The 12,984-nt window shown below is 36.1% G+C and carries 12 protein-coding genes and 1 pseudogene; 7 read left to right on the top strand and 6 right to left on the bottom strand.

Annotated elements, in window-relative coordinates:
- Window positions 1-27: 27 nt before the first annotated feature.
- A complete protein-coding gene (locus tag KVT11_RS21570) occupies window positions 28-1,200 on the bottom strand; it encodes a collagen-like domain-containing protein (protein WP_246877057.1) in 1,173 nt (390 codons plus the stop codon).
- Window positions 1,201-1,884: 684 nt separating this feature from the next.
- A pseudogene (locus KVT11_RS12640) lies at window positions 1,885-2,283 on the bottom strand (sigma-70 family RNA polymerase sigma factor); the annotation flags it as partial.
- A 76-nt stretch (window positions 2,284-2,359) separates the two neighbouring features.
- Between KVT11_RS12640 and KVT11_RS12635 the strand changes: the two are divergent.
- Window positions 2,360-3,829 carry a PIN domain-containing protein gene (locus tag KVT11_RS12635; RefSeq protein WP_116307181.1) on the top strand — a complete coding sequence of 490 codons (1,470 nt, stop codon included), beginning with the start codon at window positions 2,360-2,362 and terminating at the stop codon, window positions 3,827-3,829.
- Window positions 3,830-3,890: 61 nt separating this feature from the next.
- Here KVT11_RS12635 and KVT11_RS12630 read toward each other — a convergent pair whose 3' ends face one another.
- The 3 genes from KVT11_RS12630 to KVT11_RS12620 all read right to left on the bottom strand — a co-directional run bounded on the left by KVT11_RS12630 (window position 3,891) and on the right by KVT11_RS12620 (window position 5,498).
- Window positions 3,891-4,343, bottom strand: a complete 453-nt coding sequence (locus KVT11_RS12630; RefSeq protein ID WP_052659643.1) for an ImmA/IrrE family metallo-endopeptidase — start codon at window positions 4,341-4,343, stop codon at window positions 3,891-3,893.
- 72 nt (window positions 4,344-4,415) lie between these two features.
- Complete coding sequence (locus tag KVT11_RS12625; RefSeq protein ID WP_045035309.1) at window positions 4,416-5,066, bottom strand: hypothetical protein; 651 nt, start codon at window positions 5,064-5,066, stop codon at window positions 4,416-4,418.
- A 96-nt stretch (window positions 5,067-5,162) separates the two neighbouring features.
- Entirely contained in the window at window positions 5,163-5,498 is a 336-nt protein-coding gene (locus KVT11_RS12620) for a helix-turn-helix domain-containing protein (RefSeq protein WP_045035308.1), read from the bottom strand.
- 214 nt (window positions 5,499-5,712) lie between these two features.
- Between KVT11_RS12620 and KVT11_RS12615 the strand changes: the two genes are divergently transcribed.
- From KVT11_RS12615 to KVT11_RS12590, 5 genes are all read left to right on the top strand, one after another.
- Entirely contained in the window at window positions 5,713-6,951 is a 1,239-nt protein-coding gene (locus tag KVT11_RS12615) for a putative phage abortive infection protein (protein WP_056408517.1), read from the top strand.
- A 24-nt stretch (window positions 6,952-6,975) separates the two neighbouring features.
- On the top strand, window positions 6,976-7,359 hold the full coding sequence (locus KVT11_RS12610; protein WP_113767023.1) for an ArpU family phage packaging/lysis transcriptional regulator: 384 nt from the start codon (window positions 6,976-6,978) through the stop codon (window positions 7,357-7,359).
- A gap of 152 nt (window positions 7,360-7,511) precedes the next feature.
- Window positions 7,512-8,279 carry a hypothetical protein gene (locus KVT11_RS12605; RefSeq protein ID WP_202864290.1) on the top strand — a complete coding sequence of 256 codons (768 nt, stop codon included), beginning with the start codon at window positions 7,512-7,514 and terminating at the stop codon, window positions 8,277-8,279.
- Window positions 8,280-8,436: 157 nt separating this feature from the next.
- Entirely contained in the window at window positions 8,437-10,206 is a 1,770-nt protein-coding gene (locus tag KVT11_RS21045) for a ribonuclease YeeF family protein (protein ID WP_246877056.1), read from the top strand.
- Between the two features lie 15 nt (window positions 10,207-10,221).
- Window positions 10,222-10,740 (top strand): Imm6 family immunity protein, encoded by a 519-nt coding sequence (locus KVT11_RS12590; protein ID WP_047947377.1) that lies wholly within the window; start codon window positions 10,222-10,224, stop codon window positions 10,738-10,740.
- Window positions 10,741-10,866: 126 nt separating this feature from the next.
- Here the strand turns inward: KVT11_RS12590 and sigK are convergent, their stop codons facing one another.
- On the bottom strand, window positions 10,867-11,595 hold the full coding sequence (gene sigK, locus KVT11_RS12585; RefSeq protein ID WP_058014952.1) for an RNA polymerase sporulation sigma factor SigK: 729 nt from the start codon (window positions 11,593-11,595) through the stop codon (window positions 10,867-10,869).
- Window positions 11,596-11,826: 231 nt separating this feature from the next.
- On the opposite strand from sigK, the gene KVT11_RS12580 reads away from it, so the two are divergent.
- Window positions 11,827-12,948: a response regulator aspartate phosphatase gene (locus tag KVT11_RS12580; protein ID WP_060781208.1), complete on the top strand. Its 1,122-nt coding sequence runs from the start codon at window positions 11,827-11,829 to the stop codon at window positions 12,946-12,948.
- Window positions 12,949-12,984: the final 36 nt, after the last annotated feature.

Below are 12,984 nucleotides of genomic sequence, written 5' to 3'. Positions count from 1 at the left end.
CTTTACCATTGTATTTAATTTTAAACGTCAGTTCTTACATAAACAGTATAAACAGCGCTTGTAGCCGGTGTAGGAGATATAAATAACGATAGTGAGTCCATCTCTAACTACGGGTGCCGTCGGCACATTAGATGTCCAAGTGACAGTTGCAGGTGCTACAGTATAAACTCCGTTATTTGAGACAAAGACACTTTGGGCACCTACATCTGTTGGTTTACTTGAAAATTTAATAGTACCAGTGATGGTTGCGGTCACAACAAGTGACACTGTAGCAAGGACATTAGCAGGCGACGGAGTACCGGTATTGTTTGGAACGTTAGTAACCATTTCATAGGTATAGGTGCCGGCTGTTAAGTTATTCGCGTTTATACTTCCTGATAAAGCAACTAAATTCCCTGTAATACCAGCGACCACATAAGGTAGAACTTCCGATGTTTGACCTGGGGAACCTGCTAATCTAGCAAACCCGGTATTGGTTCCTCCAAAGAAAATAGGTTTTGTTGATAATGTTGAAGCTGGTCCAGTATCGCCAGTAGCACCGGTCGGTCCAGTATCCCCAGTAGCGCCGGTAGGTCCAGTATCACCAGTAGCGCCGGTCGGTCCGGTATCGCCAGTTGCACCAGTCGGTCCAGTGTCCCCGGTAGCGCCAGTCGGTCCGGTATCTCCAGTAGGTCCGGTCGGTCCGGTATCACCAGTAGCGCCGGTCGGTCCAGTGTCCCCGGTAGCGCCAGTCGGTCCAGTATCTCCAGTGGCACCAGTCGGTCCAGTATCTCCAGTGGCGCCGGTCGGCCCAGTATCTCCAGTGGCACCAGTCGGTCCAGTATCTCCGGTGGCGCCAGCCAATCCGGTATCCCCGGTGGCGCCGGTAGGTCCAGTATCTCCAGTGGCGCCGGTAGGTCCAGTGTCCCCAGTGGCGCCGGTAGGTCCAGTATCTCTGGTGGCGCCAGTCGGTCCAGTGTCTCCGGTGGCGCCAGCCAATCCGGTATCCCCGGTGGCGCCGGTAGGTCCAGTATCTCCGGTCGGCCCTGGATCGGGACCACCGGTCGGTCCAGTCGGTCCAGTCGGTCCGGTTGCACCAGGATCTCCGATACGACCAGTTCGCCCCGGACGCCCACGTCTTCCAGGGACGATGATGGTTTTTATACAGCAACAATATTCAAAACATTTCCCACAGCGACAACAATAATATTTATTTTTCATCATAACGCTTCCTTTAAAAAGTAGTTATACATATCATATTGAACATGTAAATATATGTAAGGGCTAAAGTGGAAAAGAATAAAATAAAGTTTTTACTATGCAGTTCATCTTATTTGAGAAGTTTGAAATAGAATATCATCATAAGAATGAGGAAATGGAGAAACAAGGTCGCTGATCATTGCGCATAAGAGATGTTGTTTTTGTATCTTTCTTCATCAAGGAGTAGGAGGGAGTGAATTCTTTTAAGTAAGATACTGCTAAAGCACTAATAAGTGCCATGAATACAAGGACCAAACACGATTAGGAACTAGTCTCGGTGAGGGCTTCATTGGAAAAGGTGCCGATGACATCAAAAGCTTCTATCAGGAACTGGCGAGAAATGTGGATATGTTCATTAGCAATTTGAGGATGCAGTTAAAAAGGCAGGACTTACACCAGAAGAAATAAAAGGTATACAGGAATATGCACCAATCCAAATGGAGATTGTCATAAATGTACAACACAAATATGGCTGATAGTCAGTTCTAGATGCAGTTTCTTATACAGCGTATCAACGAGAAGCATGAATAGAGGCATAAAAAGCAATGCAGAGAGACAGTAGTATAGAGCTAAAATAAAAAAACAGACCTCATACGGTCTGTTTTTTATCACACAAAATGAAGTGGTTCTTTTACATCTTTCAAATCACTTCCCCTTCTCCCGCTTCCGTTTCTCCTTCTCCGCCCGGTAAAATTCATGAAACATCTTCATCAGCGCTCGCTTCTCAATACGGGATACATAGCTCCGCGATATTCCGAGCTCCTTGGCTATTTCCCGCTGCGTTTTCTCTTTCTTTAAGTCCAAACCGAACCGGCCGACGATCACTTCTTTTTCCCGGCCGTCGAGAATGTCGATATATTCTTTTACTTTTTCAAGCTCCATGTTGAGCTGAATGGTATCAATCACGTCTTCATTTTCTGATTTTAAGACGTCAATTAATGAAATTTCGTTGCCTTCTTTATCCTGACCGATGGGGTCATGCAGAGAGACGTCCTTTTTTGTTTTTTTGAGTGCGCGTAAATGCATGAGGATTTCGTTATTAATGTCAAGAAGGGGGTGCATAATTGTTTGAAGTATGCCGATAAAAAGAGTATGTATTGGTTAAGCGGGGGAGAGAGTGATGAAATATTTAGGTCTAGACACGAATGTGTTTATAAATATGATTGTATCTCGAGATGGTGGTCATAAGCCAGAATCATACGATCATATGATGAAATTATTAAATTATGGTGAGATACGTTTGGTGTTACCCGAAATAATTATAACTGAGGTTGAAAGAAATTTAGAAAGGGAGGTAGAAAAAACATATAAAAAATTAAACGAAGTCAAAAAAAAAATTAAAGACTTATATTGGATAAATAAAGTTAAAGAAATGGAAAGCTTTGAAGAATTAAAGAAGAGTGTAACCTCTAATATAAATCAACTAAGACAACAATTTGAACTTAATAAAGATAGGTACCTTCAGGATGCAAAAGAACTTTTAAATGAAATTTTTTATCATTCAAATACAATTATTATCCCAGAAACAGATGAAGTGATCAAGAAGGCATACAGAAGGCAATTGTATAAGAAAAAACCATTTAATTCTAATGGTAAAGATTCTCTGGCTGATGCAGTTATTATAGAATCGTTTATAAATTTCATAAGTAAAAAGGACAATAAAGATGCTTTGTTTTTTATCTCAAATAATAAAGCAGATTTTTCATCAGATAGCGATCAAAATATTTTACATAAAGATATACAAGCAGATATTGATCAAGCGAATATTAAAAAACAATTTCATTACAGCCTATATTTTACACAAACATTATTTTCTAAATTTGGGGACGAGACAGATAATGCTGGAATGAAAGAACAGCTAATGATTGAATCGAAATATGAAGAAGAAATAGATAGAGTGAATTTTAATCGACAACAAGTGGGTCTTACACCTCTAAATGCAGACTGGGAAGAAAAGGTAGCAAATGATCCTGACGTTTATGATTTTACTAATAAATTATTAGAATACCATGAGGAGATTTCTGAACAATACAATTCTTTAGTAGACGATTATGATTCATTCAAAGATTACATTGAATCTTTATCAATTGAAAGGTTGGAAGAAGTTCTAAAGTATCTTAATATTGTCTTAACTCATTCAAATAGAGATGAATACGATATCCAAAAGTCTATTATGGAGTCTGTTATTGAAAAAATAGGAATTGATCTCGAAGGTCTTTACAATCAAGAACTTTCATCATGCAAGGACTACTTTGATTTGAATAGTACATTGTTTAAATTAAAAGATTTTAAGGGAAATAGTTTTACGATAGAAGTTAAGGGAGATATTTATCCGATTAATGATGGTGAAGATTGTTTAGTGATTAGTGTTAATAATTCAATCACAGATATAGATATAAAAGGATATATAGATATACATTATGGATATATGGATATTGATGACGAAGGTATCCCTGGCGATGGGTTTACTGAACAAATTATTGTTCAACTTGATAATGTGATTAGCATTGTTAAAGAGGTATCTGAATCCTTAATAGATCAAATTAAAGACTGTAAGGAAAAATTAAATGAAATAGCAGATATAATATGATTAAGAGTCTTTAGTTTGTAACAATGGCAAGGATACGTTAGTTTCCTTGCCATTTTTCACTTTAAACCCTATAGAGAAATCTATTACGAGCAAAATTATAAGTCACTTTAAAAGCTAAGGAAATGTCTTTGATTAAATCATTTTCTGTAGTGAGTTTAATTTTTCTAAGCATAAAAGTTGGAATACAAAACTTATATGCAAAACGCTTCGCCTGCATTTCCTGCAGCTCTCTAAACAGCGGGGGCATAATCAGTTGATTTCCTTCATGTCTTAGCGCATGACAAAGTTCGTGACCAAAATCTTGCCACTGTTCTTGAGGACTGAGGCGATTATCAATGATAATAGTTCCAGCATAGTACCGGCTGCTAATGTTTAAGAATTCGACTTTCAAATTGGAGCGGTAGGCGATGTCTAATAGATCAAGTTCTGAAGGATTTTTAATGTTGATTTGATGATAGAATGCTTCGATCCAGTCATCTAAGTGTGTTGTGTTTTTTGACAAAATACGTTCCAACTAAAGTAACTCCTTTAAAATAAGAACATTTGTTCTGTTTTTGAGTAAAAAATAAATACTCTTAATGAGCATTTATTTTAAATCAACTGTTAATTCTTTTTTTTCGGCAACATTATTTAAATGTTCGTCGAATGGTGAATCTAATACAAGTCTGATACTCTTAATTTTGGAAACATCAGATTCAAAAGGAACAGCAACTTGATATTCTCTTTTCGCATTTCCAAAAAGTTTCATATCATATTGCTCAATGTCTGTATAAAGATTATTACTGCTCATCTTAATCTGTTCTTTTGTATTTAAAATAACATGACTAATACCAGAGAAATTTATGGTCTCTTTATCTGTATTTTCTACAGAAAATTTTATATCAATAAAATGAAAAGGGTTTGTTAATTGAATATCCGTTAAACTTTGATAGTCGCTTAGGCGGTCATCAGGAATATTTGACAACTTCATTATGTTGACATGTTCAAAATTTAACTTGAGCGGGCCCATTTTCTGTGATTTAATTTTTTCTTGGCTTTTTAAGTAATTAAATAATTCTCCTGTTTCGTCATCTTTGTAACTGTCACTTGTCTGTTCTTCTTTTGTTTCTTTTTCCTTTTTGTCTGAAACATTTTCTTGTGGTTTTGCCGAAGATTCATCAGTTGTTTTAGTTGAATTACATCCGACTAAAAGTACAAATAACGATAAACAAATTGAGAATAAGAATCTTTTCCCCATAGCTTCCCCCTATTTTTCTTTCTGATAACTTGTATATCTCTTCAAATTCATCAAATAATTCATTCTGCATAAAAAGGTTTATATACAAGTATGTGATTATTTTTTGCTCTTAATAAATTCCCAAAACTGTATTAATTCCTCAATCTTATCATCGGGTGCATCTTTCAAATCTTTAAAGAAAAGTTCTGTTTTTGGATCTAAAAGCTCTTTCCACATATCTTCATTTGAGTTATCGAATTCTTTTCCGGTTAATAAAAAATCAAGAGATACATTAAAAATATCAGTTATTTTAATAAGCGTTTCATAGTCAGGACGGCGTTTATTTATTTCATAATGAGCATATGTTCCTCGTGAAATGCCAATTTTTTTTGCAATTTGTTCTTGAGTCAGATTATGTTTTTCCCTCAGGGATCTAAGTCTATCACCCAACATAGTTATTCCTACTTTCAAATTAAAGGTTGAGTACATTATATCGTAGCAAAAAGCTACAAAGAAAAAATGTGGCAAAAAAGCGCAAATGGCTCTCAAAAGACGGCTTACCTATAAGGGTACAGTATGATTATGGATATAAAATAATGTGATCATTGTTATATTATGGATTACATGTTACGATTTATAGGATTTTTGGATGATGGGAGATAAATTAATGAAAGAATGGTTAAAAGAAAACAAGTGGATTTTTGTTGGGGGAATTGTAATTGTTGTAGCGATATTAACTCCTCTTATATTATTCATTGGGAGAAATCATTTAGATCAAAAAACGTTTGAAGCATTAGGGCCAGTAGGAGATTTCTTTGGTGGAACAACTGTTGGCCTCTTAACGTTGGCAAGCATGTTATTTGTTATTGCCAGTATTTCAATGCAAAGAAAGCAACTTGATATGCAACAAGATGAATTAAAAATGCAGAGAGAAGAGCTAGCTAAAACGAGAGAAGAGTTTGAACTTACAAACAAGACATTAACTAAACAACAGTTTGAGAGTACTTTCTTTAACATGATTAATTTACATCATAATTTGTTGAAAGACTTAAAGGGTGGTCGTCAATTTTTAGAGGATATTAACCTTGAACTTTCTTCTAGGTATAGTACTAATGTAAATGAATTTTGGAAAAACAAACTTTATTCTCTTAAAAATAATGATCTAAATAAATTTTATGATTTTTTACTCTCAATGTATTTGTTCGAGAAAAGTAATGCTCAGTTTAAAGATAGACTTGAAAATATGATAAGGAGTGACATACATAATGAGATTGATTGGAATGAAAGTTTTATAGAAGCGATTCAGAAAGATATTAATGATGCTGTACATATGAACGAACATTTAAAAGAGGATTTTAAATTAATAGATGTGGATCAATTCATAGAACGCATTTCTTTATTCAACTATATTTATGAGTATTTAAATTACAAACATCACGAAATTAGGGTAACATCATATTCAGACTTTACTATAAATATTGAAGAAATTTATAATGATATAAAAAGTGAATGGTCAATTTATTTTTTAAAAAAGACTAGAGAAGCGACCTTGATTAATCCATTATATTCTCTCAAAAAAATGGCATATGAAAATATCTATAAAGAACATGAAGAACAAATTGGACATTATTATAGGCATCTTTATCGAATTATAAAATTTATACAGGATGAGCACTTTAGCAATAATTTTATAGAAAACGAAAAAGAAAAAAAGAAATATAGAGGTATATTAAGAGCACAGCTATCTTCAATGGAATTATTAATGTTGTTTTATAATGTTGTCTACTCAGAAAAAGGAGAGAAATTTAAAGATATCTTAAAGGGTACTAATTTTTTTGATGATCATTTAATAGAGTCTAATTTTCTATGGGTAAATGATAAAGAAGAGTTAGCCGCTTTAAAATAGATGTGATATGCGTGGTGAATAACCTTGACTGTTGAAGTACTTCACCTTTTACCAGAGGTAAATGAAAAGCAGGTCCGTCAGACATTAATAAATGAATTGAAGCTTTATAAAGCATTAAAAGTTAAACAAGAGAATTTAGATGAGCAAAAAGCAAATGGCATCTTAACTTTGTTTCCAAAATTAAAAGATCAAAATGTTTGTTCGGAGCTGAAGGTGCGGCAAATAGAAAGAGCACTAGAGTACAGCTTGGATGAAATTGAACAAGACATTATTCGTATGAAGTACCTTACTTCACGAATGGTTAAAGATCTTGAGGTATGCGAAGAACTAGGATTAAAGAAAGATCGATATTACAAATTGAAAAAGCAAGCTACGTTTAAACTTTCGACAGCACTCGGAATTATATGAGTGCTGTTTTTATTCAGTAATTTGCAGAAAGATTTAGGCTGATAAATACAAACAATTAAAGAAAGGTTGATATTTCGGAATTTTCACTTAAACTTATTGTGAACTTGAATATTTTGATTGTATTTAATAGAAAAATAAGGAGTGTGAGCATATTGTTTAGAAACCATTCTAAAATTGCAAGAATTTTAAGAGATAAAGAGTTACCTATCTTCGAATCATATGAATTTGATTTTTTTAGATGTGTTAATGTAGAAGAATGGGTATTTGGAAAAAATGTAAGTGAATTACATAAGGGCAATTTGAGAGATAATAACGGTGAGGGAAGGCATTCAAGACTGTTCCCAAATCAAAAAATATCTTATTGGGCTGATGATACTTTAACTGCTTTAGCTGAAATTAAAAAACATGGTGGTAATAAAAATTATTTAAGATTTATTGCTTATGATGATAGAAGTAGTACTTTCCCAACACTAAACACAAATGAAGACTTAGTCATTATAGATGGAATTCAACTTGGATTTGAAAAGATACTTTCAAAAATAGAAAGAAATGAAGAATTAACATCAGAGGAGATAAAGTTAATAGATCTAATTGAGGATAGGAAACCGGATTGTTTAGCTTATAAATCAGAAGCTAAAGATGGAAGAACAAACTTTCTTTTTTTTGAAAAAGGGTTTAATAAGCTGGCAATAAAAGAAGTTAAATTATATTTTGGTGAAAACAAGAATAAAAATCACAATACCATTATTTGTGCGGGTGAAAGTGATTATACTCCGTATATTGAATCATATGGGGAATTTTTCGAGCCAATAGCTAAAGTTAAAACTGATAGTAATTATAAAAAAACAGATGAATATAAGTTGAGGTATGAAAATTATTCAAAATCATTGACTAAGATACAAAATTCAGTGTCCGTGTAACCAAAGTTTAAGAGTGCCTCAACAAGGGGCGCTTTTTTTGTATCTTTATTCCTATTTAATGACAAGCATCACGTTGGTAAAATTGACCTTGTCAATGAATAGGAAGGAGTGAATTCTGCTGGGGAAAATACTTGATGCAAAAGCACTAACCAATGCCATGGATACAAGGGCGAAACACTATCAGGAACTCCGCGAACAAATGGTTGATTTAAAAAAGGCGCTTCAAGGCGTGGCAAACCTGGGTGATGATTTCACTGGTAAAGGTGCCGATAACATTAAAAGTTTTTATAAAGAGCTAGCTGGAAATGTGGACATGTTTATCAGCTTCATCGATAAGCAGAAAGCCTTTCATGAAGGTGTTTCTGGAACGCTTGATGATACAAATTTTGGCGGCGACACCTTTGTAGAAGAACACTTTTTAGACAACGCTGTACATATGGGAATCAAGAATGCCAAAAGCATCGTGAAGGATCAAAAAAAGGCACTCAAAACGATTTTTCAAGATATTGATGACCTCATTTCTCTGGAGGTATTTGATAGTAAAACCTTTGACGAAAAGATTGCAGATGCGGAAGATGAACGGAAGAAAACGGTTAAAGATTTAATAGAACTTGATCAAAATCTAAAAGATGAATATGCTTTGTCAGAGACTGAGGAGAAGGCTACAATGGCATTGTACGCAGAAATGATCAATGCCACAAATGGCGGAAAATCCATTTCGCCTATGAATTTTGACAAGAAAGCGTATCAAAATAGCGAAATCTACAAGGCAAAAAGCGATATTGAGAAGCAAACTTCTGAATATCTAAAAATCAAAAAAGATCAAGAAGAAGCCCGCAAGATCGCAAAGGAACAAGAAGCGCTAGCCAACCGTCCTTGGTATGAAAAAGCCCTTGATTACGGTGGGAATATCGTTAATGAGCTGACAGGCGTGAACGATGCAAAACGTGCCGCAACAGGTGTCGATCCGATCACAGGTGAAGAACTTACCGCAGGCCAGAGAGTCGCCGCAGGCGGCATGGCAGCAGCAGGATACATCCCGATTGTCGGCTGGGCAGGACGTATTTTCAAAGGCGGAAAAGCCGTCTATAAAACGACTCAAGCCACGTCCGCCGCAGTCAGAGCAGTCGACATCTATAAGACGTCACAGAAGTCTTTCAATGCGTTGAAAACATCACAAAAAGGCTTATATGGCCTCACCGCAACAAACGGCTTCAGCGAAGCGATTACGGGTCGAGATATGTTTGGAAATAAAGTCTCGAAAGAACAGCAGGAAGCGAGTATGAATGCGGCTCTGGGGATGCTTTTGCCGTTTGGGGCGAAAGGGTTTAATGGCAAAATGGGAATCAATCAAAAAAGCACCCACCTTAATCAAGCAAGTATAGGAAAGACTGATTTAGATCGTTTAAGGAAAAAGTGGAATGTTCCAGAAACTCAAACTGTTGCTGTAGGTAAAACAGACGTTAGAGGTTTGGAACGTAGCGTTTTCGAAGGTGGGTCACCAAAAGTTAGGAAAGAAGGAGGTCTTCCTTCATTAGATGAAGTTTATCCTGATCGGAAAATTAAGGCACCATATAAAAGATCAGTTAGAGGGCATGCTCAATTTATGGATCATGCAGAAGAAGGTGTGATAGCAGAATTTGAGGATGCAGTCAAAAAGGCAGGACTGAAACCAGAAGAGATAAAAGGTATACTAAATATCCATCAATCTAATCCAAATGGAGTTTGTAATAAATGTACAAAAGGTTTGTTTGATCAAGTTCCAAGTGAGGAAAGAGGAATATTCAAGCAACTGACAGATCACTATCCTGAATTGAAAATAAAAGTAACATCAGAACGAGATCCAAGTGTCCCGTACCCAAGAGATACTTTATCTTTTGATGTTAAAAATGGTGTTACAGAAAATGTCGTTAAAATAAAAAAATAGAAAAGAGGCTATAGAATGGATTTTATAAATGACATTAGTGAAGAAGCTAAAGTAGCACTAGGCTTAGCAATAGCCGAAAAAATGTATGCATTCATAGATAAAGAAGATGATGGTTACCACATAGGAGAAAAAGCTTTAGAAGATTGCTGGAAATGGCTTTCTGGTAAAGAGTTAAGTGCAGATGATTTATGTAACTACATAGATAGTGAAGATTATATAGATGTAGCCGAGTTCGCAAATAAAGAAAAAGATGAACAAAAACAATATGGCTGGTATTCAGTATTAGATGCGGTTTCTTATACAGCTTATCAAGCGTATAAACGAGAAAATAAAAAATTTGTTCCGCAAGTGCTAGAGATAATAGATGATGAAACATTGAATACACTTTGGGAAAATGCTATAGAATCAAAAATGATTGATATAGCTGAACTGAAAACCCTAACGAAGTATCTAATTGATCATTATCCTAGCAAATATCAAGATAATAACAAGTTATATTTAATCAACAAAGAGGATCTCCCATTAGGTGATTAAATAGAATACAGCTATTTTTAATAAGTAATACAGAGAGATATTAGATTAGAAAAAAATAAAAAACAGACCTCATATGGTCTGTTTTTTTATCACCCAAAAATGAAGGGGTTCTTTACACCTTTCAAATCACTTCCCCTTCTCCCGCTTCCGTTTCTCCTTCTCCGCCCGGTAAAACTCATGAAACATTTTCATCAGTGCGCGTTTCTCTATCCGAGACACATAACTCCGTGATATCCCGAGCTCCTTGGCTATTTCCCGCTGCGTTTTCTCTTTCTTTAAGTCCAAACCGAACCGGCCGACGATGACTTCTTTTTCCCGGCCGTCGAGAATGTCGATATATTCTTTTACTTTTTCAAGCTCCATGTTGAGCTGAATGGTATCGATCACGTCTTCATTTTCTGATTTTAAGACGTCAATTAATGAAATTTCATTACCTTCTTTATCCTGACCGATGGGGTCATGCAGAGAGACGTCCTTTTTTGTTTTTTTGAGTGCGCGTAAATGCATCAGGATTTCGTTCTCAATACACCGCGCAGCATACGTTGCCAGCTTTGTTCCTTTTCCAGAGGAATAGCTTTCGATGGCTTTAATGAGTCCGATCGTCCCGATGGAGATGAGGTCTTCAGCGTCTTCCCCGGTATTTTCAAATTTCTTGACAATATGGGCGACGAGCCGAAGGTTATGTTCAATCAGCATGTTTCTTGCGTGTTCATCGCCCTCTGCCATAAGGGCTAAGTATTTTTTTTCATCATCTCCCGAAAGGGGCTGTGGAAAGGCATTGTTTTTGACATAGGACACTAAAAACACCAATTCTTTGACCATCAATCCCATCGCTGTAAATACTCCTGCCACGATTTTCACCTCCACCATGTTTAGGCCGCTGCCTATATCCTCAAATGTATGTGAAGGAAGGATTGTCTGTGTCTGTACGATGAAAAAATCATCTTATTTGAAAGAAACGTGCTTCTGTGCGTATGTTTTTGCTGCCCCTCTCATATGTTTGCGGTTTCTTTGCGGTGCTTGGCGGTCTAGAAGCGTGCTAAAATATGTAATATTAGACCGAAAAGGAAGGGGTTTTTTCGGAACATGGGGAAGGTTCTTTCTTCACATGTCGGTATGAAAATTAATGAATGGTATCGAATGATACGGCAGTTCAGTGTTCCAGATGCGGAAATCTTGAAAGCAGAAGTAGAAGCGGAAATTGAACGTATGGAAGAGGACCAGCATTTACTGATTTATTATCAGCTCATGTGTTTTCGGCACCAAATTATGCTCGACTATATACACCCTTCAAAATATCAACCTTTCTCAGTATCTAACCTTGTCGATAAAATCGAAAATTCCAATCATGAGTTATCTGATATGCTGCATTATTACCATGCATTTTTTCGTGGCATGCATGAGTTTAGTCAAAAAGAATATTTGGAGGCCGTCAAATATTATCGCATGGCAGAAAAACAGCTGTCTATGGTATTTGATGATATTGAGCAGGCCGAGTTTCATTTTAAAGTAGCAGAAGCCTACTATATAATGAAACAAACGCATGTCTCCATGCACCATATTTTAAAAGCGCTTGAAATATACGATCAGCATGATGCATATTCCATTCGCATTATTCAGTGTCTCTTTGTCATCTCAGGAAATTATCAAGATTTAAAACGTAAAGATCGAGCACTGCCTCACTTGAAAAAGGCGAAACAACTCGCATCCGAAATTGATCACCCGCGCATTTATAGCTCAGCGCTCTATAATTTAGGGAAATGTTACGGGGAGTTAGGTTATCGAGAAGAAGCAGAACGATATTTAACCGAATCGGCTGACCTCGCCAAAAAAGAGCTGCTTCCCACGCTGCCTCATACACTTTATACACTGGCCAAGCTGCTTTTTAGACAAAATGAGCAGACTGAAGCAAGGCGCATATTAGAGGATGGGAAATTGGCCGCAAAGAAGCATGAAGACCAGCTGTTCTGTCATATGTTTGAGTATCTGGATGCTTTATATGTTCAGGAAATCAATGAAGAACAACTGCAAAAAACCATTGATTATTTGGAAAAACTTAGCCTATACTCTTATATAGAGGATATCTCACTAGAAATTGCGACAGCCTTAGAAGCCTCTCAACAATACCAGAAGTCCAACCAGTATTATCAAAAATTGCTATGGGCTCAAAATCAAATCCAAGAAGGAGAGTGTCTGTATGAATTCTAAGCAACGTTCGACAGTTGAAGAGAGAAACCAAACGTG

Source organism: Bacillus sp. GbtcB10 (assembly GCF_019091365.1).
In the GTDB taxonomy this organism is placed as follows: domain Bacteria; phylum Bacillota; class Bacilli; order Bacillales; family Bacillaceae; genus Bacillus; species Bacillus altitudinis.
Note: the sequence above shows the minus strand (reverse complement) of the source record. Positions and strands in the feature narration are given on the sequence as shown.

Coding starts and splice junctions, on each gene's coding strand:
- KVT11_RS12580 (WP_060781208.1), top strand. CDS start 11,827: ATGGGGAAGGTTCTTTCTTCACATGTCGGTATGAAAATTAATGAATGG.
- KVT11_RS12635 (WP_116307181.1), top strand. CDS start 2,360: ATGAAATATTTAGGTCTAGACACGAATGTGTTTATAAATATGATTGTA.
- KVT11_RS12625 (WP_045035309.1), bottom strand. CDS start 5,066: ATGGGGAAAAGATTCTTATTCTCAATTTGTTTATCGTTATTTGTACTT.
- KVT11_RS12620 (WP_045035308.1), bottom strand. CDS start 5,498: ATGTTGGGTGATAGACTTAGATCCCTGAGGGAAAAACATAATCTGACT.
- KVT11_RS12590 (WP_047947377.1), top strand. CDS start 10,222: ATGGATTTTATAAATGACATTAGTGAAGAAGCTAAAGTAGCACTAGGC.
- KVT11_RS21045 (WP_246877056.1), top strand. CDS start 8,437: ATGGATACAAGGGCGAAACACTATCAGGAACTCCGCGAACAAATGGTT.
- KVT11_RS12615 (WP_056408517.1), top strand. CDS start 5,713: ATGAAAGAATGGTTAAAAGAAAACAAGTGGATTTTTGTTGGGGGAATT.
- KVT11_RS21570 (WP_246877057.1), bottom strand. CDS start 1,200: ATGAAAAATAAATATTATTGTTGTCGCTGTGGGAAATGTTTTGAATAT.